Source organism: Gemmobacter megaterium, assembly GCF_900156815.1.
Taxonomy (GTDB): Bacteria; Pseudomonadota; Alphaproteobacteria; order Rhodobacterales; family Rhodobacteraceae; genus Wagnerdoeblera; species Wagnerdoeblera megaterium.
The window spans coordinates 678,159-695,607 of the sequence record NZ_FTOT01000002.1 but is presented as its reverse complement, the minus strand read 5'-3'; the positions used below and the strand labels follow the sequence as shown (position 1 = coordinate 695,607).

Genomic DNA, 17,449 nt, shown 5'->3' with positions numbered 1-17,449 from the left:
GATCTTGCGCCTGCATCATCGGTTTGGCAAGAATGTTGCGCTGCGATTGCACGGAGGCCCCGCCATGACCCAGAAGGAAAAGCCTTGGCTGTTCCGCACCTATGCCGGCCATTCCACGGCTGCGGCGTCGAACGAGCTGTATCAGAACAACCTGTCCAAAGGGCAGACCGGCCTGTCGGTCGCGTTCGATCTGCCGACCCAGACTGGATATGACAGCGATCACGAACTGTCGCGCGGCGAGGTGGGCAAGGTGGGCGTGCCCGTCTGCCACATCGGTGACATGCGGGCCTTGTTCGACAATATCCCGCTGGAGCAGATGAACACTTCGATGACGATCAACGCCACGGCGCCGTGGTTGCTGTCGCTGTACATCGCGGTGGCCGAGGAACAGGGCGCGGATGTCAGCAAGCTGCAAGGCACGGTGCAGAATGACATCATCAAGGAATATCTGTCGCGTGGCACCTATATCTGCCCGCCGCGTCCCAGTCTGCGGATGATCACCGACGTCGCGGCCTATACGCAACAGCATCTGCCAAAATGGAACCCGATGAACGTGTGTTCCTACCACCTGCAAGAGGCGGGCGCGACGCCGGAACAGGAACTGGCCTTTGCGCTGGCAACGGCCCAGGCGGTGCTGGACGATCTGAAGGGCAAGGTTGCCCCGGCCGAATTTCCCAACATGGTTGGACGCATCTCGTTCTTTGTGAATGCGGGGATCCGGTTTGTCACCGAACTCTGCAAGATGCGCGCCTTTGTCGATCTGTGGGACGAGATCTGCCTGGAGCGGTATGGCATCGAAGATGCGAAGTACCGCCGTTTCCGCTATGGTGTGCAGGTGAACTCGCTGGGCCTGACCGAGCCGCAGCCGGAAAACAACGTCTACCGCATCCTGCTGGAAATGCTGGCGGTGACGCTGTCGAAAAAGGCGCGCGCGCGGGCGGTCCAGTTGCCGGCCTGGAACGAGGCGCTGGGGCTGCCGCGCCCCTGGGATCAGCAATGGTCGCTGCGGATGCAGCAGATCCTCGCCTATGAGACCGACCTTCTGGAATATGGTGATCTGTTCGATGGCAACCCGGCAATCGAGGCCAAGGTGGCCGCGCTCAAGGATGGGGCACGTGCCGAGCTTGCGCAGATCGACGCCATGGGTGGCGCGATCGAGGCCATCGAATACATGAAATCCCGCCTGGTCGAGGCCAATGCCGACCGGATCGGCCGGATCGAAGGCGGCGAAACGGTTGTGGTTGGCGTGAACCGCTTTACCTCGACCGAACCTTCACCGCTGACCGCCGGGAACGGCGCCATCATGGTTGTGGATGAAGAGGCGGAGGCCGACCAGATCGGCCGACTGAAGGCCTGGCGCACCAGCCGGGACGAGGCTGCGGTGCAAGCGGCCCTGGCGCGGTTGCGGTCCGATGCCCAATCGGGCGCGAATGTGATGCCTGCCTCTATTGCCGCGGCCAAGGCAGGCGCGACCACCGGAGAATGGGGCGAGACGGTGCGGTCTGCCTTCGGTCTCTACCGTGGTCCGACCGGCGTGTCGCGTGCGGTGTCGAACCGCACTGAGGGGCTGGAGCCGATCCGCGAGGCGGTGGATGCGGTGTCGTCGCGTCTGGGGCGGCGGCTGAAGTTTCTGGTCGGCAAGCCGGGCCTGGACGGCCATTCCAATGGCGCCGAACAGATCGCAGCGCGTGCCCGCGATTGCGGGATGGACATCACCTACGAGGGGATCCGCCTGACGCCAGCCGAGATCGTGGCGGCTGCCGAGGCCGAGCAGGCGCATGTGGTCGGCCTGTCGATTCTGTCGGGCAGCCACCTGCCGCTGATCGAGGATCTGATGGGCCGGATGCGGGCGGCGGGCCTGACCCATGTGCCGGTGGTGGTGGGCGGCATCATCCCCGAAGAAGATGCGGCGAAGCTGCGCGCCATGGGCGTTGCCGCCGTTTATACGCCAAAGGATTTCGAGCTGAACCGCATCATGATGGATATCGTCGCGCTGGTCGACAAGGCGCCGCTGGCGGCCTGAGCGCATCAACGCGCCGGTTCTGGCGCCCCGTCACGTCGCAGTTGCGCGCGGCCCGGAAGGTTCCAGCGGAATAACACCAGATGCCAGCGTTCGGGCGCTGACCGGGCGGTGTAGATCATACCGCAGGCTCCGGTCCCGCGCGCGGCGTCCGACGCGCGCCACGTGGTTGCGGGCTGGCCCAGTTCGCGTTCGGGCATCCATGGTGTGGCGCTTTCATACCTGGATAGCCCCAGCGCAACCAGTGTGGCCGGAGTCCGCAGGTCTATGACCCGCGCGCCGTCCAGCCATAGCGGAAACGCCACCCGCATGGGGTCGCCCGGTTTGACATAGCGTGCAATCGCATGGCCAGCGGCCTCTGGCGTGGGAGAGCAGTAAAGCGCGGGCTGGCCGTCGTGGTGAAACCGCCCCTCAGCAGAAAGCACCGGCGAAAGCGGGTCAGCCGCCTCTGGCAAAATGCGCCAAAAGCGGCCTGACAGATCAGTGGCCGGACAAGAAACGTTCGGCATCGAGCGCCGCCATGCAGCCCATGCCTGCCGAGGTGACGGCCTGACGATAGATGTGGTCGGTCAGATCGCCCGCGGCGAAAACGCCGGGAATGCTGGTGCGGGTGCTGCCGGGTTCGACCTTGACATAGCCGCCGGAATGCAACTCCAGCTGATCTTTTACCAGTTCCGAGGCCGGGGCATGACCGATGGCGACGAAAAACCCATCGGCGGGCACGATGGTTTCCTCGCCGGTTTCCACATGTCTGGTACGCAGTCCGGTCACGCCCAGCGGCGTTTCGGCCCCCAGGACTTCCTCCACCGTGTGGTTCCACATGACATGGACCTTGGGGTTCTTGAACAGACGGTCCTGCATGATCTTTTCCGCACGGAAGCTGTTGCGGCGGTGGATCAGTGTGACCTTCGAGGCGAAGTTGGTCAGGAACAACGCCTCTTCGACGGCGGTGTTGCCGCCACCGATCACGACGACCTCCTTGCCGCGATAGAAGAACCCGTCGCAAGTGGCGCAGGCGGAGACGCCGAAGCCCTTGAACTTGTCCTCGGACGGCAGGCCCAGCCATTTTGCCTGAGCGCCCGTGGCAAGGATGACGGCATCGGCGGTGTAGGTCGTACCGCTGTCGCCCGTGGCGGTGAAGGGGCGTTTTGACAGATCCAGCGCGGTGATCACATCGATCACGATCTCTGCCCCCATCTCGCGGGCGTGGTCTTCCATCCGCAGCATCAGGTCGGGGCCCATCACCGTCTTGTCGCCGGGCCAGTTTTCCACGTCTGTGGTGATGGTCAACTGGCCACCGGGTTGCATACCCTGAACAAGAATGGGGTTCAGCATGGCACGGCTGGCATAGACGGCGGCGGTGTAGCCGGCCGGGCCGGACCCGATGATCAGAACCTTGGTGTGCCGCGTCTCGGCCATGGATGTGCCCTTTCCTTGCTGGTTGGACCCATATAGGCGGCACCGTCGATCTGCGCCAGTGGTGTGGCGACGCAGGTGCGACGTATCAAACTTTGGCCATCTGGCGAAACAATATTGCGCATCCGGGGCCAAACGCATAAGTTCCGCGCAATTCTGGAGGCAGCACGATGGCAGGCGCGAAACTTGATCCGATTGACCGGCATATTCTGGCCGAGTTGCAGGCGGATGGCCGGATGACCAACGTGGAACTGGCCAAGCGGGTCGGCATCTCTGCCCCGCCCTGTCTGCGCAGGGTTCGGACGCTGGAAGAGCAGGGCTATATCCGTGGCTACCACGCCGATATCGACGCCCGCGAACTGGGGTTCGAGGTCGAGGTTTTTGCCATGGTCCGGCTGTCCAGCCAGGCAGAGGCCGACTTGTCGGCCTTTGAGGCGCGGTGCCGGACCTGGCCGCTTGTGCGTGAATGCCACATGCTGAACGGCGAGATTGATTTCATCCTGAAATGCGTGGCGCCCGACTTGTCGTCGTTTCAGAACTTCCTGACCGGCGATCTGTTGAAGGCCGCGCATGTGGCGAACGTCAAGACCAGCCTGGTGATCCGCTGTGCCAAGGACGAACCGGGCGTTCCGTTCGATGTTCTGGAAGATCGGATCGCGCGGCAGGCCTGATCAGGTCGCGCACAGGTGCAGGAGCGTGTTGCGGGCAGGGCTGTCCTCGCACGATACCGCCCCGATGAAACGGCAGCGGCCCTGCCTGCGGGTCAGAGGACGCAGAGCAGAGCCGCCGTTTCCGAGCTACCCGGTTCAGTGGCGGCGAGTCATATGCGACCCTGCGCGCCCCGATATTGGACAGGCTGAATGTGTCTGAAACCAGGCGCCCTGTCAAAGCAAATCCGCAGCGCCGCAGATCGCAGGACAGGTCTGGCCATCGTCGGGCGATTGTTGCCAGTATCGCAGAAACCCCGGCAAGGTCAGCGTGCGGCCATCGACGCGGAGGGCTGGACAGGTGCGGGATTGGCCTTGGCCGTGCGCTCCCACGGCAATGCGGGGACAGGCCCGGAAGCGGCAAGGATGGCGGCTTTGAGCCAGCGGCGTTCGGTTTGCATGATAGACCTCGTACTGCCCGGTTTTCCATTGGGCGGAATCGTTCCCGCCATGGAGACAGTGTTCCAGAGAATGCGGCCGACTTTTGGTTGGTTGCGTGGCATTTTCCGGGTTTGAGCCGCCACGAGGGGACCGGCGCTTTGCGAAGAAACCTGCGATTCGGGCCGTGATGTGCCCGATATTGCGGCGGGATTGGGACAAACGCGGACGGTCAGAGCCGGATTGCCGAGATCAATCTTCCGTAATCCGCCTCGCTGCGGTGAGTCGTACGGCGATAGGAATAGAATCGTGCTTCATCGCTGTAGGTGCAGTGCCGCGTCCATTCGGCCGCCCCGATTCCGGCCTCGCGCAGGCGATGCAGGCCATAGGCGGGCAGATCGAACATGTATCGCCCGCCTTGACCATTGACGAAGAAGCGCGACAGCATCGGATCCTCGGACATGAACCGATCGAGGAACTCTTGCCCGACCTCATAGGCGGCCTGGCTGATCGTCGGGCCGATCACGGCAACCGTGTCCTGACGCCGGGCACCCAGCGTCTCCATTGTGTCGAGTGTGGCTTCGAGCACACCGTCCAATGTCCCGCGCCACCCGGCATGGGCGGCACCGATCACCCCGGCCTTGTGATCTGCGAACAGCACGGGCTGGCAGTCGGCCGTCAGGATGCCCAGCACGATGCCGGGGGTTGCCGTGACCATCGCATCGGCGGGCAGGCGGCGTTCTGGCACAGAGTCGAGCACGGCAACCTGGGTTGAGTGAATCTGGTTGAGTGTCACCAGCCGGGAGGGGTCCACCTCCATCGCCTCGGCCACACGGCTGCGGTTGATCTCCACCACTTCGGCCATGTCGGAGGAGCCTTGACCGCAGTTCAGCCCGGCGAAAATGCCAGAGGATGCGCCGCCCTTGCGGGTAAAGAACCCGTGCCGGACCGGGCGCAGGGCGCGGGAGGTGAGAATTTCCAGGGCGGCGGTTGCGGTCACGTGACAAATCCGGCGGGCAAAGGGGCAGAGGCGGGCAGGATTGCCAGCGCCTGGAACAAGGTTCCCATTTCCTCGGGATGGGTCAAGCGGCGGGTTGCGGCAAGATGCGCGGATAGGCGGTCCCCGCTCAACCCCTTGCGCAGCCGTGCAGACCGCGCGGCGATGCCCAGACGCTCCAGCAACACACCTTGCGCGATTGGCCCATAGGTGGTTGCGCCGGCAGATCGCGCAGCCCCGGCCAGCGGTTCGAAATCGACATGGGCGGTCAGGTCGGCCTGGCCCGGACAGTCCAGAAGGCCGGTGTAGGCGTGGGATCGCATGGCCTGCACCGTATCGCCACGCGAGCGCCAGCCGCCATAATCCACCACCAGGGCCGCTCCGCCGTGCTGCGCCACGCGGCTGGCAACTGTCTGCGCAAGTCCAGGGGCGGCGGGGCAAACCTCTACGATGTCGCCGTCCTGCGTGTCGTTCAGCCGGTGGTCCAGCGCCGCCAGCGGGGCCGGCGCGGCGCGGGCCAGCGCAAGCCTGTCGGCATCCAGCGCCACCATGGTTTCCGCCCAACCCGCGCCCGCGCGGGTGAACTGGCGTATCGGAAGCGCATCGAAGAATTCGTTGGCCAGCAGGTACAGCGGCGCCTCTGGCACCTGGCTCAGGGTGTCCAGCCACGATACGGGATGCGGTGCCAGGCGCTGGTGCTGAATGGCCTGCAAGCGGGGCGACGCCTCGACCAGCACAACTTCGGCTGCCGCGTGAAACCCCGGCACGCCGCGCGTTGCGCGCAGCACATCCGCCATTAGCGTCCCGCGCCCCGGTCCAAGTTCCGCCAGTACGAAACGCGGGGGCGCGCCCTGATCCAGCCAGCATTGCGCCAGCCACAAGCCCAGCAACTCGCCGAACATCTGCGAAATCTCGGGGGCTGTGATGAAATCTCCGGCAGCGCCAAAGGGCTCGGCGCGGGTATAATACCCATACTCCGGGTGCAGCAGGCAATCGGCCATGTAATCTGCCAGGCTGATCGGCCCTGTTGCGGCGATCCGGCGCACCAGCAGATCCGCAAGTGCCGTTGTCATGCGTGCCGCGACCTCAGGATGAACCAGAGACCCAGAAGGATCATCGGCAAGGACAGGATCTGCCCCATCTGCATTCCCAGAACCACCGCGCCGCCAGGATTGTCGGGCGTAACGAATTGCGCGTCCGCCTCGCGGAAAAACTCGACGACAAAGCGGGCGGCCCCATACCCGGCCAGAAAGATGCCCAGAACCCGGCCGGGCCAGCGCAGCCAGCCGCGCCGCCAGACGCCATAGATCAGCACCGCGCCAAGCAACAGCCCTTCCAGAGCCGCCTCATACAGCTGGCTTGGATGCCGGGCGCAGATGCCGATCACGCCTGGGCAGTCTTGCCCCAGGCCCGGAAAGGCAACTCCCCAGGGCATCGTCGTGGGGTGGCCCCAAAGCTCTGCGTTGATGAAGTTTGCGATCCGCCCGAACAACAGCCCGGCCGGTGCCGCCACCGCCAGCGCATCGGCCAGAGACAGGCGCGGCACGCCATTGCGGCCAGCCCAGATCCAGGCCGCGATCACGACGCCCATGAACCCGCCATGAAAGGACATGCCGCCCTCCCACACCTTCAGGATCTCTGCGGGGTTCGCCAGGTAGTAGCCGGGCTGATAGAACATCACGAACCCCAGCCGTCCGCCCAGGATGACCCCGAGGATGACCCAAGTCAGCAGATCCTCGATGCGGCGCGGCTCGGTCGGGGCCGTTCCGCCCCACAGCGCGGGCCGTTTCATCAGGGCGACCACCAGTTGCCAGCCCAGCACCAGCCCCGCGATATAGGCCAGCGCGTACCACCGCAGCGAAAAGGCGAATTCGCCGATGCGGATGGTGAAAATCTCGGGCGCAATCTCGGGGAAGGGGATATAGGTCATGGCGCCTCGCTGTTCCGACAGTCGGGGTTGTCAGGGTGGCTTGCCCGCTTGTCAACCTTGCGCAGGCGGGCATCAGGCGCCATATGGTCACAAGATCGCAACGGAGGCTGCCATGCAGACCCGAACCAAGATTTTTGACGACCTGTCGCGGCTGGCGACGAATGCCATGGGCGTGGCGCAAGGCGCCCGGACCGAGGCCGAGAATGCGATGAAGTCGCTGCTTGACCGTTGGTTGGCGGAACGCGACCTTGTCACGCGCGAGGAATTCGATGCCGTGCGGGCCATGGCCCAGAAAGCGCGCGAGGAAAACGAGGCGCTGAAGGCCCGCCTTGCTGCAATCGAGGCAAAGATTGGCTGAACCCGCCTGTGACTATCCCGCGCTGGCAGCCGCAGTGCGGTCGCTGACCCACGCAGAGACCGACGCCGTCGCGCTGATGGCGACGGTGGCCTGCGAAGTTCATCATGCCCATACGCTGTCCGATTGGACCGGATTCTACCGCGTGGTGGCGCCGGATCTTATGAAGATCGGCCCCTATCAGGGCGGGCACGGTTGTCTTGTCATCCCGTTTTCGCGCGGGGTGTGTGGCGCAGCGGCCCGTACCGGGCAGGTGCAACTGGTGCCCGATGTGGACGCCTTTCCCGATCACATTGCCTGTGCGTCCTCGACCCGCTCCGAACTGGTCCTGCCGGTGTGGAACGGGCAGGGCGCGTTGATTGCCGTGTTCGATCTGGACAGCAACACGCCTGCCGCGTTTACGGACGACGATGTCCAGGCGCTGACGGCCATTCTGGCAGAGACGTTCCACGACTGCGCCGATCCGTTGGCATGAGCATTCAGGCCTGGCTTGCCTTTGCGGCATTCTGGGCGGTCTTTGTCACCTCTCCTGGCCCGAATGCGGTGAACTGCGTTGCCAACGGCATGGCATTCGGCTTTCGTCGCTCGCTTTGGGGTGTTTCTGCGATCCTGACGCAGGCGGCGCTGTTCCTGACGCTTGCGGCCGCCGGTGTGACGGTGGCGCTGGCTGCGATGCCCTCTGCCCTCGATACGCTGAAGCTGGCGGGTGCCGCCGTGCTTGTCTGGCTGGGGTTGCGCGGCATCCTGCGGGCGGGGCAGCCGCTGGAGCCCGCGACGCCAAGCCGTGCCATCTGGCTTCGTGCGTTCCTGATCGCTACGCTCAACGTGAAAAGCCTGATGGGCTATCTGGCCGCGTTCACCCAGTTTGTGGAGCCGGGCCGCGCGATCTGGCCGCAGATGGCGGTGATCTATCCGACGGCCCTTGCGATGACGGGACTCAGCTACACGGGGTGGACAGCGCTGGGTGCGCGTATGGGGCGGTCTGCGCTGTCTGCCGTGGCCAGCGCGTGGTTCCGTCGCCTTACGGGCGCAGCGTTTGTCGCCTATGGCGGCCTGCTGGCGCTATCGCTGGCCCCTTTCCCGGTCTGAGGCGGAACTGCCCTCTGCGCCACGCAGGGCCGACCCCCCCAGCGGAGTGCGCCATCGGACCGGGCCGGTCAAACGAGAACCCCCCGCGCAACCTGTGTTGCGCGGGGGGTTCCTTGCCATACAGGCTTGAAATCAGGCAGCCGCCTTGGCCTGGCCGACGATGGCGGCAAAGGCTTCGGGCTCGGCCACGGCCAGATCGGCCAGAACCTTGCGGTCCACCGTGATCCCGGCCTTGTCGAGCAGGAAGATGAACTTCGAATAGGTCATCTGGGCATCAACCAGGCGAACAGCCGCGTTGATACGCTGGATCCACAGCGAGCGGAAGCTGCGCTTGCGGGCCTTGCGGTCGCGGGTCGCGTACTGGTTGGCCTTGTCGACGGCCTGGGTTGCGGTGCGGAAGTTGCGCGAACGGGCCGAGTAATAGCCTTTCGCCTTCTTCAGAACCTTCTTGTGCGCCGCATGGGTGACGACGCCGGATTTGACGCGGGACATATCTGGCTCTCCTTAGCGGTTGTACGGCATGTATTTCTTGACGATCTTCGCGTCCGCATCGGACAGGATCATGGTCCCGGTCACTTCGCGGATGAATTTCGTCGAGCGTTTGATCATGCCGTGGCGCTTGCCAGCGGGGCCCGCTTTGACCTTGCCGGTCGCGGTAAAGGAAAACCGCTTTTTCGCAGCGGATTTCGTCTTCATCTTGGGCATTTCCATCTCCTGGTTCGAGTGGTCGAGACGCGACTCGGCATGCCACATAGGCCGGTCGCGCAGAATGAGCCGCCGCATTACCGCGACCCCGCGGGATTGGCAAGCACAAAGCCCTAGTTCATCAGCCTGCCGACCACACGGAAGAACACGTCCGGCAGATCGTCCAGCGCATACCCGCCGGGGGCCAGCCGCACCGCCATGACCACAAGCCCGATGGCGATCATGACCATGATCGCCGCAGCCCGTGGCGGCCGTCCTTCTGTCCAGGCGTTCAACAATGCGGGAATCGTCAACACCCCGACGATCAGTCCGACCACCAGCATCAAGTCGCTGTTCATACGGATACCCCTGACACAAGGCCGCGCTACACCATCGGCCTTGCGCGATTATTCAGGATCGGCACGGAAGATCAACCGTTCGTCGCAGGGCGCCACGCGCAGGATATTCGTGGTTCCCTGCACGTTGAAGGGCACGCCGGCGGTGACAACGATATAATCGGAACTTGCGGCGAACCCATCTTCGCGCGCGGCCTTGGCGGCGGAAAGTACAGCGCCCTTGAAACGCTCCTGCGGCGGCACCAGCACACAATGGGCCCCCCAGGTCAGGCACAGTTTGCGCGCGGTGCGCATCAAGGGGGTCAGCGCCAGGATCGGGACGCGCGGTCGTTCACGCGCCACCAGCGCGGCCGTGGTGCCCGATTGGGTAAAGCAGCAGATCGCCTTGATATCCGTCGTTTCGGCCAGTTCGCGCGCGGCCGAGACGATGCCGTCGGCCACCGTGCTCCGGTTGACCTTGCGGCTGGCCTCTATCACTTCGCGATAGATTGGATCGCCTTCGACCTCTCGGGCAACGGCATCCATGGTGGTCACAGCCTGTACCGGATACTGCCCCGCTGCCGATTCGGCCGACAGCATCACGGCATCGGCCCCTTCGTAGATTGCGGTTGCAACATCCGATACTTCGGCCCGTGTCGGCATCGGGCTTTCAATCATGGATTCCAGCATCTGGGTCGCCACGATCACCGGCTTTGCCGCAGCGCGCGCGGCGCGCACCAGGCGCTTCTGGATCGGCGGCACGGCCTGCACCGGGCATTCCACCCCCAGATCCCCGCGCGCCACCATGATGCCATCCGATACCGCAAGAATCGCGTCAAAGGATTTGACGGCGGCGGGCTTTTCGATCTTGGACAGGATCGCCGCGCGCCCCCGTGCCAGATCGCGCGCTTCCAGCACATCTTCGGGACGCTGGACAAAGGAAAGGGCCAGCCAGTCCACCCCCAGCGCACAGACGAATTCCAGATCGCGCCGGTCCTTGTCGGACAGCGCAGCCAGCGGCAACACCACATCGGGCACGTTCACGCCCTTGCGGTTGGAGATGGTCCCGCCCACGATGACGCGGCATTCGGCAAAGTCGGCACCGCATTCCGTGACCTGTAACCGAATCTTGCCATCGTTGACCAGCAATGCGCCGCCTGGCTCAAGCGCCTGAAAGATCTCGGGGTGCGGCAACTGCACCCTTTGCGCATCGCCGGGTGCATCGCTCAGATCCAGGCGAAAGCCCTGTCCTTCTTCCAGTTCGACTGCCCCGGCGGCAAATACACCCACCCGGAGCTTTGGCCCTTGCAGGTCCGCCAGAATGGCAATCGGGCGCGCGATCTCGGCTTCGATTTCGCGGATGATGGCATGGCGGGTCGCAATGTCCTCGTGGGTGCCGTGGCTCATGTTCAGGCGGAACACATCTGCCCCGGCCTCCCACAGCGCGCGGATGGTGGCTTTGTCCGAAGATGCCGGTCCCAGCGTTGCCACGATCTTGATCTTGCGGTGGCGTCTCATCCGACATCTCCTTGTGTTTGCGCAAACATGGGCGCCTTTTGCCCGGTTTCGTCCGTCGCGGCAACTGGAACCCGGCGCTGTCTGCCTGTAAAGCGGATTTGCCCTGTCCGAGGCAACAGCATCATGACGCAGACACCTTTCCACATTCTTGGCGCAGCACGTCCCGGCCGCTGGTTGATCACCTGTGATCATGCCACAAATCGCGTCCCGGAATGGGTGAATGATGGCGATCTGGGAATCGCGCCCGCGGATATGGCCCGCCACATCGCCTATGATGTCGGCGCCGCCGGTCTTGCCGCCGCATTGGCGGAACATCTCGACAGCCCGTGCATCCTCTCCGATTTCTCGCGCCTGGTGATTGACCCGAACCGGGGTGAGGATGATCCGACCCTGCTGATGAAGCTGTATGACGGCACGATCATCCCGGCCAATCGCCATGCCGACGCGGCAGAGACCGAGCGGAGGCTGACGGCCCTGCACCGGCCGTACCATCAGGCGCTGGAGCGGTTGGCCAGCCGTCGTCCCGATACGGTCATCTGCGCGGTCCATTCGTTTACGCCGTGCCTGCGTGGCCGGGCACCGAGGCCCTGGCAGGTTGGTGTCCTTTATTCGCCGCGCGATGATCGGTTGTCGCGCCGGATCATCGAGTTGCTGTCCGCCGATCCGGCATTGTGCGTCGGCGACAACGAGCCCTATTCCGGCCATCTTCCTGGCGATTCCATCGACCGGCACGCCTTGGCGCAAGGCCGCCACAACACCCTGATCGAACTGCGCAACGATCTTATTGCCAACGCCTCCGATCAACATGCCTGGGCCGCGCGGCTTGCCCCGATTCTGGAACGGGCCCTTTCCACGTCGCCTTGATCCAAATATCCTTGGGGGAAGGGCGCGGCACGCGCCAAGGCGGGCAGACAGAGCCCCTTTGGGCCCGCAGAATCAGATGGAGACCGTGATGGATGATACCACCCGAACCGAACTCGAAGCGGCCACCTTTCGCCGCCTGGTCGCGCATCTGATGGACAAGCGCCCCGATGTGCAGAACATCGACCTGATGACCCTTGCCGGTTTTTGCCGCAACTGCCTGTCCCGCTGGTATCAGGAAGAAGCGAATGCCAGAGGTATCGAGATGGACAAGGATCAGGGGCGCGAGATCGTCTATGGGATGCCCTATGACGACTGGCGCGCGCGCCACCAGATCGAAGCCTCTGCCGAACAAAAGGCCGCCTTCGAGGCCGCCTTTGACGCGAACGTCGGCAAGCCGCGCGAATGATTCATCGCGCCTGATCCGGCCTGTGACGCCAGGGGCGACGGGCAGTGCCCATCGCCCCGGACCGTCGTCAGACGGTGGGGATCAGAGTGCTACCTTGCGCGTCTCGTCCAGATACAGCTCGCGCAGGCGCCGGGCGACTTTGCCGGGGGTGCCATCGCCAATCGTCGCGCCATCTATTTCCACCACCGGCATCACGAAAACCCCGGCAGAGGTGATGAAGGCCTCATCGGCGGCCTGGGCTTCCTCGATGGTGAAGGCGCGCTCTTCGATTTCCATCTGCGCTTCTTTTGCGAAACGGATGACCGACGCGCGGGTGATGCCGTGCAGCAGGTCGTTGCTCAGCTGTCGGGTGATGATCTTGCCGCCCTTGACGATCCAGGCGTTGTTCGATGTGCCTTCGGTCACTTTGCCGTCCTCGACAAACCAGGCGTCATCGGCGCCGGCGGCCTTGGCCGCCATCTTGCACATCGAGGGGTACAGCAGTTGCACGGTCTTGATGTCGCGGCGATGCCAGCGCAGTTCCGGCAGGCTGATCACCTTGAGGCCCGAGTCCGCGAGCGGTGTCTTGTCGATGCCGGGCTTCGACTGCGTGAACAGCACCACGGTCTGCGGCACCGGGGGATTCGGATAGGCGAAATCGCGGTCGCCCGGATTGCCCCGTGTCACTTGCAGGTAGATCAGGCCGTCGCCGATATTGTTCCTGTTCAGGATCTCGCGGTGGATCGCCAGCCATTCGTCGTCGGTATGGGGATTGCCCATGCCGAGTTCCTTGAGCGAGCGGTCAAGGCGGCGGCAATGACCTTCGAAGTCGATCAGCTTGCCACCCAGCACGCTTGTTACCTCATAGACGCCATCGCCCATCAGGAAACCACGGTCAAAGATCGAGACCTTCGCCTCTGCCTCTGGCAACCATTCGCCGTTCAGGTGGACGATGCGGGTCATTTCGGTCTCCTGTTCATCTCTGCCCCACTGTTCCGGGGGCGGGCGGGTAAGGGGCGGTATCCTGCGCGCAAAAAAAAGGCACGGAGCGGTCTTCGGACAGAACCGGCGGCGCGTCAAGATCGACATGGTCCCGCAGCGCCGCCCCGGTCCCCGCGCCGCAAGGGCCAGGCGACGGCTACCAGAGCGGGAATGTCGGGCCCAGGTGATACTCCTTGACCGTGCCATCAGGCCCGCCCGCGGCATGAGGGCGGGGACGCCAGCGCACCGACAGGTTCGGGGCAACTCTCTGGTGTTCAGCGTCACGCCGCCCTGCCTGTGGAACGGCCCCGGAGCGGGGAAGATGCGCCGCACCGCGATTCAACGAACCTGGTTCGCGGGTGTCGTCGCGGTGGGCTGCATGGCGTGCGCCTGAAGCTGGCTGGCAAGCGATGTGTCGATCTTGCCTCTGGCGGCATCAATGCGGTGGGTACGGTACACGCCGGGTCTGGCCTGCTGCCGCGCCGCGCCGATGCTGCGACGCAACATTTCCGTGCTTGCGGGATCGGGCGCAATAATGTAGCTGAATTTCAGTTGTCCCTGAAATATACTTGCGAGGCCAGATGTCCTTTCGCCTGCAACCCGCTCCTGTTGCCCGCCCCAACCGCTGCCAGTTGTTCGGGCCCGGATCCCGCCCGGCCTTGTTCGAAAAGATGGCCGCGAGTGCGGCGGATGTGATCAACCTCGACCTGGAGGATTCGGTCGCTCCGGCGGACAAGGACACGGCGCGCGCGAACATCATCAAGGCGACCCACGACGTGGATTGGGGCACCAAGCTGTTGTCGGTGCGGATCAATGGCCTGGATACCCCATTCTGGTACCGCGATGTGGTGGACCTGCTGGAACAGGCAAGCGACCGTCTGGACCAGATCATGATTCCCAAGGTGGGCTGTGCGGCCGATGTCTATGCCGTGGACGCGCTGGTGACGGCGATCGAGGCGGCCAAGGGGCGCAAGAAGCGCATCAGCTTTGAGGTGATCATCGAATCCGCCGCCGGGATCGCCCATGTCGAGGAGATCGCAGCGTCGAGCCCCCGGTTGCAGGCGATGAGCCTGGGCGCGGCGGATTTCGCGGCCAGCATGGGAATGCAGACTACGGGTATCGGCGGCACGCAGGAAAACTACTATATGTTGCGCGCCGGGGTGCAGCACTGGTCTGATCCGTGGCACTGGGCGCAGGCGGCGATCGTGGCCGCTTGCCGCACCCATGGGGTGTTGCCGGTGGATGGGCCGTTCGGCGATTTCAGCGATGACGATGGTTTCCGGGCCCAGGCGCGCCGCTCGGCCACGCTGGGAATGGTCGGGAAATGGGCCATCCATCCCAAACAGGTCGCGCTTGCAAACGAGGTGTTCACCCCCTCCGACGCGGCCGTCGCCGAGGCGCGGGAAATCCTTGCCGCCATGGAGGCCGCCAAGGCCGCCGGGCAGGGCGCGACGGTGTACAAGGGAAGACTCGTTGACATCGCGTCCATCAAACAGGCAGAAGTGATTGTCAAACAGGCAGAGATGATTTCTGCCGCCTGAACCCTCCGGCCGTTGGGGAGAGGAGGCCCCGGCGACCACGTGGGAGGAACGCCCTGGGCCTTGTGCTCAGGGCGTTAGCGTTTCGGCGCCCAGTCAACTTGACCTTGGGGCGGGCAGGGCCGACATCAGGCACAGGTCTTTGGAGATGATGATGCCACACCCCCCCGTTATGGACTTCCTTCTGACCCGCCGGTCGCGTCCCGCCAAGTTGCTGTCGGCGCCGGTGCCGGACCGCGCCGGTCTTGACCTGTTGCTGACCGCCGCCGCCCGCGTGCCCGACCATGGCAAGCTGGAGCCTTGGCGGTTCATCGTGTTGCACAAGCCCGCCCTGCGCCGGATCGCAGAATCCGTCGCCGCGCGCGCGGCAGAGCGCGAGATGGCGCCAGAGCAGGCCGCCAAAGGTCGCAGCCAATTCGACGACAGCCCGCTCGCAGTGGCGGTGATTGCCAGCCCGAAGGGGTTCGATCGTATCCCGGAGATCGAGCAGACCCTTTCGGCTGGCGCTGTCTGCCTGTCGCTGGTCAATGCTGCACTGGCAGCGGGATGGGGGGCCAGTTGGCTGACCGGCTGGGCCGCGCATGATCGCGCCTTGATGGCCGATGTGCTTGGCCTGCAACCCGGCGAATGGGTTGCCGGGTTTGTCCATATTGGCACGACCGATACCGCACCCGCCGAAAGGCCGCGCCCCGACATCGCCGCGATCACGACCTGGATTTCCGAATGATTTTTGCCGATTTTCTCAAGGCGGTGCGCCAGTTGCCCGATCCCCGCTTTCGCCGCGTGCTGCTGCTGGGGCTTGCGCTGACACTTGCGTTGCTGGTGGCCGTCTATGCGCTGTTCCTGTTCGCCATCCAGTCGCTGACACCCGACACGGTGGAAATTCCGCTGGTCGGCCCGGTTGGCGGGCTGGACACATTGCTGTCGGTCGGATCATTCCTGTTCATGATCGCGCTGAGCATTTTCCTGATGGTGCCGGTCGCCTCGGTATTCACCGGCTTTTTTCTGGAGGATGTCGCCCAGGCGGTCGAAGATCGGCATTATCCCTGGCTGCCGCCCGCGCCGAAGATCAGCCTTTACGAATCGATCAAGGACTCGCTGAACTTCTTTGCGGTGCTGATCCTCGTGAACCTCGTCGCGCTCGTGCTGGCGATTTTTGCAGGCCCGGCGATCCCTGTCGTGTTCTGGGCCGTGAACGGCTTCTTGCTGGGGCGCGAGTATTTCACCCTGGCCGCGATGCGGCGATTGGGGCGTGATGGCGCGCGGGCGCTGCGGGCGCGCTATCCTGGCCAGATATGGGTGGCAGGGGTGCTGATGGCCATTCCGCTGTCAGTCCCGGTGGTGAACCTGTTGATCCCGCTTTTGGGGGCCGCCACCTTTACCCATATGTTCCACCGCCTGAACGGCACTGCGGCGGCGCCGTTCAGTCCAACTGCGCGGGTGGGGGCAACCGGCCCATGACGTCAAAGTCGCGCACGGTGATCCAACCTTGCGTGATCACGATGTAGATGGCCGCCCAGACCAGGAGGGCGGCCACCGTGGTGATCTTGGCCTTGCGCTTGACCACGAACCCGGCAGGCGCGCTGCGCGGTGTGCCGGGCACCACCTCGCCCGCATCGTCCTGCGTGATCAGCCGCAAGGGCAGCACGATGAAGAACACCATGAACCAGCAGACGGCGAACAGGACGATGGCGGCGGAAATCGACATCAGATCTGCTCCAGTTCCACAAGGCAGCCGTTGAAATCCTTGGGGTGCAGGAACAGCACCGGCTTGCCATGGGCGCCGATCTTCGGCTCTCCCGTGCCCAGAACGCGCGCGCCTGCGGCTTTCAGTCGATCGCGGGCGGCAAGGATATCCTCGACCTCATAGCAGATGTGGTGGATGCCGCCCGAGGGGTTCTTCTCCAGAAAACCCGCGATGGGGGAGTTTTCGCCCAAGGGATACAGCAGTTCGATCTTGGTGTTGGGCAGGTCAATGAACACCACTGTCACGCCGTGGTCGGGTTCGTCCTGCGGGGGGCGGACATTGGCGCCAAGCGTGGTGCGGTATTGCTCGGTTGCCGCCTCCAGGTCTGGAACGGCGATGGCGACGTGGTTCAGGCGTCCGATCATTGGGCGTGCTCCGGTCTGGGGGATCCTCGTTGGCCGGTTTATGCGGGCAGGGGCGCGGCCTGGCAAGGGGGTGTCTCCGGGGCGGACGTTGCGCCGCAGGGCCGAGGCGTTAACCCGATGGAAACCCGGCCGGGGTTCAC

The 17,449-nt window shown here is 64.3% G+C and carries 23 protein-coding genes; 10 read left to right on the top strand and 13 right to left on the bottom strand.

Features of this window, described 5'->3' with window-relative positions:
• The first annotated feature begins 64 nt into the window (after positions 1 to 64).
• On the top strand, positions 65 to 2,023 hold the full coding sequence (locus tag BW970_RS07890; protein ID WP_076530239.1) for a methylmalonyl-CoA mutase family protein: 1,959 nt from the start codon (positions 65 to 67) through the stop codon (positions 2,021 to 2,023).
• A gap of 5 nt (positions 2,024 to 2,028) precedes the next feature.
• Here BW970_RS07890 and BW970_RS07885 read toward each other — a convergent pair whose 3' ends face one another.
• Positions 2,029 to 2,529 carry an RES family NAD+ phosphorylase gene (locus tag BW970_RS07885; protein ID WP_083701166.1) on the bottom strand — a complete coding sequence of 167 codons (501 nt, stop codon included), beginning with the start codon at positions 2,527 to 2,529 and terminating at the stop codon, positions 2,029 to 2,031.
• On the bottom strand, positions 2,501 to 3,439 hold the full coding sequence (gene trxB, locus BW970_RS07880; protein ID WP_076529841.1) for a thioredoxin-disulfide reductase: 939 nt from the start codon (positions 3,437 to 3,439) through the stop codon (positions 2,501 to 2,503). Before trxB ends, BW970_RS07885 begins: the two co-directional genes overlap by 29 nt.
• Before the next feature lie 167 nt (positions 3,440 to 3,606).
• On the opposite strand from trxB, the gene BW970_RS07875 reads away from it, so the two are divergent.
• A complete protein-coding gene (locus tag BW970_RS07875) occupies positions 3,607 to 4,107 on the top strand; it encodes an Lrp/AsnC family transcriptional regulator (protein WP_076529840.1) in 501 nt (166 codons plus the stop codon).
• A gap of 646 nt (positions 4,108 to 4,753) precedes the next feature.
• Here the strand turns inward: BW970_RS07875 and pgeF are convergent.
• From pgeF to lgt, 3 genes are read right to left on the bottom strand one after another with little or no spacing between them, the layout of a single operon-like run.
• Positions 4,754 to 5,521 (bottom strand): peptidoglycan editing factor PgeF, encoded by a 768-nt coding sequence (pgeF, locus tag BW970_RS07870; protein ID WP_229740449.1) that lies wholly within the window; start codon positions 5,519 to 5,521, stop codon positions 4,754 to 4,756.
• Positions 5,518 to 6,591, bottom strand: coding sequence for a class I SAM-dependent methyltransferase (locus tag BW970_RS07865; RefSeq protein ID WP_076529839.1), 1,074 nt, complete (start codon positions 6,589 to 6,591; stop codon positions 5,518 to 5,520). Before BW970_RS07865 ends, pgeF begins: the two co-directional genes overlap by 4 nt.
• A complete protein-coding gene (lgt, locus tag BW970_RS07860; protein WP_076529838.1) occupies positions 6,588 to 7,448 on the bottom strand; it encodes a prolipoprotein diacylglyceryl transferase in 861 nt (286 codons plus the stop codon). The genes BW970_RS07865 and lgt overlap by 4 nt, the downstream gene beginning before the upstream one ends.
• 112 nt (positions 7,449 to 7,560) lie before the next feature.
• On the opposite strand from lgt, the gene BW970_RS07855 reads away from it, so the two are divergent.
• The 3 genes from BW970_RS07855 to BW970_RS07845 are packed head-to-tail and all read left to right on the top strand — an operon-like array spanning position 7,561 to position 8,892.
• On the top strand, positions 7,561 to 7,806 hold the full coding sequence (locus BW970_RS07855) for an accessory factor UbiK family protein (protein ID WP_076529837.1): 246 nt from the start codon (positions 7,561 to 7,563) through the stop codon (positions 7,804 to 7,806).
• Positions 7,799 to 8,278 carry a GAF domain-containing protein gene (locus tag BW970_RS07850; protein WP_229740450.1) on the top strand — a complete coding sequence of 160 codons (480 nt, stop codon included), beginning with the start codon at positions 7,799 to 7,801 and terminating at the stop codon, positions 8,276 to 8,278. Before BW970_RS07855 ends, BW970_RS07850 begins: the two co-directional genes overlap by 8 nt.
• Positions 8,275 to 8,892 (top strand): LysE family translocator, encoded by a 618-nt coding sequence (locus BW970_RS07845; protein WP_076529836.1) that lies wholly within the window; start codon positions 8,275 to 8,277, stop codon positions 8,890 to 8,892. Before BW970_RS07850 ends, BW970_RS07845 begins: the two co-directional genes overlap by 4 nt.
• A gap of 132 nt (positions 8,893 to 9,024) precedes the next feature.
• Here BW970_RS07845 and rplT read toward each other — a convergent pair whose 3' ends face one another.
• The 4 genes from rplT to pyk form a co-directional block, all read right to left on the bottom strand.
• Positions 9,025 to 9,384, bottom strand: a complete 360-nt coding sequence (rplT, locus tag BW970_RS07840; RefSeq protein WP_076529835.1) for a 50S ribosomal protein L20 — start codon at positions 9,382 to 9,384, stop codon at positions 9,025 to 9,027.
• A 12-nt stretch (positions 9,385 to 9,396) separates the two neighbouring features.
• The gene (gene rpmI / locus BW970_RS07835) at positions 9,397 to 9,597 is read right to left on the bottom strand and encodes a 50S ribosomal protein L35 (RefSeq protein ID WP_076530230.1); all 201 of its coding nucleotides are present in this window, start codon (positions 9,595 to 9,597) and stop codon (positions 9,397 to 9,399) included.
• A 113-nt stretch (positions 9,598 to 9,710) separates the two neighbouring features.
• Positions 9,711 to 9,935 carry a hypothetical protein gene (locus tag BW970_RS07830; RefSeq protein WP_076529834.1) on the bottom strand — a complete coding sequence of 75 codons (225 nt, stop codon included), beginning with the start codon at positions 9,933 to 9,935 and terminating at the stop codon, positions 9,711 to 9,713.
• A 48-nt stretch (positions 9,936 to 9,983) separates the two neighbouring features.
• A complete protein-coding gene (gene pyk, locus BW970_RS07825) occupies positions 9,984 to 11,429 on the bottom strand; it encodes a pyruvate kinase (RefSeq protein ID WP_076529833.1) in 1,446 nt (481 codons plus the stop codon).
• 123 nt (positions 11,430 to 11,552) lie between these two features.
• Here pyk and BW970_RS07820 point away from each other — a divergent pair, with 123 nt between their 5' ends.
• Together BW970_RS07820 and BW970_RS07815 are read left to right on the top strand one after the other, a co-directional pair.
• Positions 11,553 to 12,293, top strand: a complete 741-nt coding sequence (locus BW970_RS07820) for an N-formylglutamate amidohydrolase (protein ID WP_076529832.1) — start codon at positions 11,553 to 11,555, stop codon at positions 12,291 to 12,293.
• A gap of 88 nt (positions 12,294 to 12,381) precedes the next feature.
• Complete coding sequence (locus tag BW970_RS07815; RefSeq protein ID WP_076530227.1) at positions 12,382 to 12,699, top strand: DUF1244 domain-containing protein; 318 nt, start codon at positions 12,382 to 12,384, stop codon at positions 12,697 to 12,699.
• An 81-nt stretch (positions 12,700 to 12,780) separates the two neighbouring features.
• On the opposite strand, the gene BW970_RS07810 is transcribed toward BW970_RS07815, so the two are convergent.
• Complete coding sequence (locus BW970_RS07810) at positions 12,781 to 13,641, bottom strand: D-amino-acid transaminase (protein WP_076529831.1); 861 nt, start codon at positions 13,639 to 13,641, stop codon at positions 12,781 to 12,783.
• A gap of 357 nt (positions 13,642 to 13,998) precedes the next feature.
• Positions 13,999 to 14,166: a hypothetical protein gene (locus BW970_RS20725; protein WP_159441424.1), complete on the bottom strand. Its 168-nt coding sequence runs from the start codon at positions 14,164 to 14,166 to the stop codon at positions 13,999 to 14,001.
• A 74-nt stretch (positions 14,167 to 14,240) separates the two neighbouring features.
• Between BW970_RS20725 and BW970_RS07805 the strand changes: the two genes are divergently transcribed.
• The 3 genes from BW970_RS07805 (at position 14,241) to BW970_RS07795 (ending at position 16,658) form a co-directional block, all read left to right on the top strand.
• Positions 14,241 to 15,200 (top strand): L-malyl-CoA/beta-methylmalyl-CoA lyase, encoded by a 960-nt coding sequence (locus BW970_RS07805; protein ID WP_076529830.1) that lies wholly within the window; start codon positions 14,241 to 14,243, stop codon positions 15,198 to 15,200.
• Positions 15,201 to 15,345: 145 nt separating this feature from the next.
• Positions 15,346 to 15,924 (top strand): nitroreductase family protein, encoded by a 579-nt coding sequence (locus BW970_RS07800; RefSeq protein WP_076529829.1) that lies wholly within the window; start codon positions 15,346 to 15,348, stop codon positions 15,922 to 15,924.
• Complete coding sequence (locus BW970_RS07795; RefSeq protein WP_188475548.1) at positions 15,924 to 16,658, top strand: EI24 domain-containing protein; 735 nt, start codon at positions 15,924 to 15,926, stop codon at positions 16,656 to 16,658. The genes BW970_RS07800 and BW970_RS07795 overlap by 1 nt, the downstream gene beginning before the upstream one ends.
• Here BW970_RS07795 and BW970_RS07790 read toward each other — a convergent pair.
• Positions 16,621 to 16,905 carry a DUF1467 family protein gene (locus BW970_RS07790; RefSeq protein ID WP_076529827.1) on the bottom strand — a complete coding sequence of 95 codons (285 nt, stop codon included), beginning with the start codon at positions 16,903 to 16,905 and terminating at the stop codon, positions 16,621 to 16,623. The genes BW970_RS07795 and BW970_RS07790 overlap by 38 nt on opposite strands.
• Positions 16,905 to 17,309 (bottom strand): methylmalonyl-CoA epimerase, encoded by a 405-nt coding sequence (gene mce, locus BW970_RS07785; RefSeq protein WP_076529826.1) that lies wholly within the window; start codon positions 17,307 to 17,309, stop codon positions 16,905 to 16,907. The genes BW970_RS07790 and mce overlap by 1 nt, the downstream gene beginning before the upstream one ends.
• Between the last annotated feature and the right edge of the window lie 140 nt (positions 17,310 to 17,449).

Excerpts from the sequence above, each read along its gene's own strand:
- trxB (WP_076529841.1), bottom strand. The coding sequence starts at position 3,439 with ATGGCCGAGACGCGGCACACCAAGGTTCTGATCATCGGGTCCGGCCCG.
- BW970_RS20725 (WP_159441424.1), bottom strand. The coding sequence starts at position 14,166 with ATGTTGCGTCGCAGCATCGGCGCGGCGCGGCAGCAGGCCAGACCCGGC.
- BW970_RS07800 (WP_076529829.1), top strand. The coding sequence starts at position 15,346 with ATGATGATGCCACACCCCCCCGTTATGGACTTCCTTCTGACCCGCCGG.
- BW970_RS07805 (WP_076529830.1), top strand. The coding sequence starts at position 14,241 with ATGTCCTTTCGCCTGCAACCCGCTCCTGTTGCCCGCCCCAACCGCTGC.
- BW970_RS07790 (WP_076529827.1), bottom strand. The coding sequence starts at position 16,905 with ATGTCGATTTCCGCCGCCATCGTCCTGTTCGCCGTCTGCTGGTTCATG.
- BW970_RS07890 (WP_076530239.1), top strand. The coding sequence starts at position 65 with ATGACCCAGAAGGAAAAGCCTTGGCTGTTCCGCACCTATGCCGGCCAT.
- BW970_RS07855 (WP_076529837.1), top strand. The coding sequence starts at position 7,561 with ATGCAGACCCGAACCAAGATTTTTGACGACCTGTCGCGGCTGGCGACG.
- lgt (WP_076529838.1), bottom strand. The coding sequence starts at position 7,448 with ATGACCTATATCCCCTTCCCCGAGATTGCGCCCGAGATTTTCACCATC.
- rpmI (WP_076530230.1), bottom strand. The coding sequence starts at position 9,597 with ATGCCCAAGATGAAGACGAAATCCGCTGCGAAAAAGCGGTTTTCCTTT.
- BW970_RS07830 (WP_076529834.1), bottom strand. The coding sequence starts at position 9,935 with ATGAACAGCGACTTGATGCTGGTGGTCGGACTGATCGTCGGGGTGTTG.
- rplT (WP_076529835.1), bottom strand. The coding sequence starts at position 9,384 with ATGTCCCGCGTCAAATCCGGCGTCGTCACCCATGCGGCGCACAAGAAG.
- mce (WP_076529826.1), bottom strand. The coding sequence starts at position 17,309 with ATGATCGGACGCCTGAACCACGTCGCCATCGCCGTTCCAGACCTGGAG.
- BW970_RS07885 (WP_083701166.1), bottom strand. The coding sequence starts at position 2,529 with ATGCCGAACGTTTCTTGTCCGGCCACTGATCTGTCAGGCCGCTTTTGG.
- BW970_RS07875 (WP_076529840.1), top strand. The coding sequence starts at position 3,607 with ATGGCAGGCGCGAAACTTGATCCGATTGACCGGCATATTCTGGCCGAG.
- BW970_RS07820 (WP_076529832.1), top strand. The coding sequence starts at position 11,553 with ATGACGCAGACACCTTTCCACATTCTTGGCGCAGCACGTCCCGGCCGC.
- BW970_RS07865 (WP_076529839.1), bottom strand. The coding sequence starts at position 6,591 with ATGACAACGGCACTTGCGGATCTGCTGGTGCGCCGGATCGCCGCAACA.
- BW970_RS07845 (WP_076529836.1), top strand. The coding sequence starts at position 8,275 with ATGAGCATTCAGGCCTGGCTTGCCTTTGCGGCATTCTGGGCGGTCTTT.
- BW970_RS07815 (WP_076530227.1), top strand. The coding sequence starts at position 12,382 with ATGGATGATACCACCCGAACCGAACTCGAAGCGGCCACCTTTCGCCGC.
- BW970_RS07810 (WP_076529831.1), bottom strand. The coding sequence starts at position 13,641 with ATGACCCGCATCGTCCACCTGAACGGCGAATGGTTGCCAGAGGCAGAG.
- pyk (WP_076529833.1), bottom strand. The coding sequence starts at position 11,429 with ATGAGACGCCACCGCAAGATCAAGATCGTGGCAACGCTGGGACCGGCA.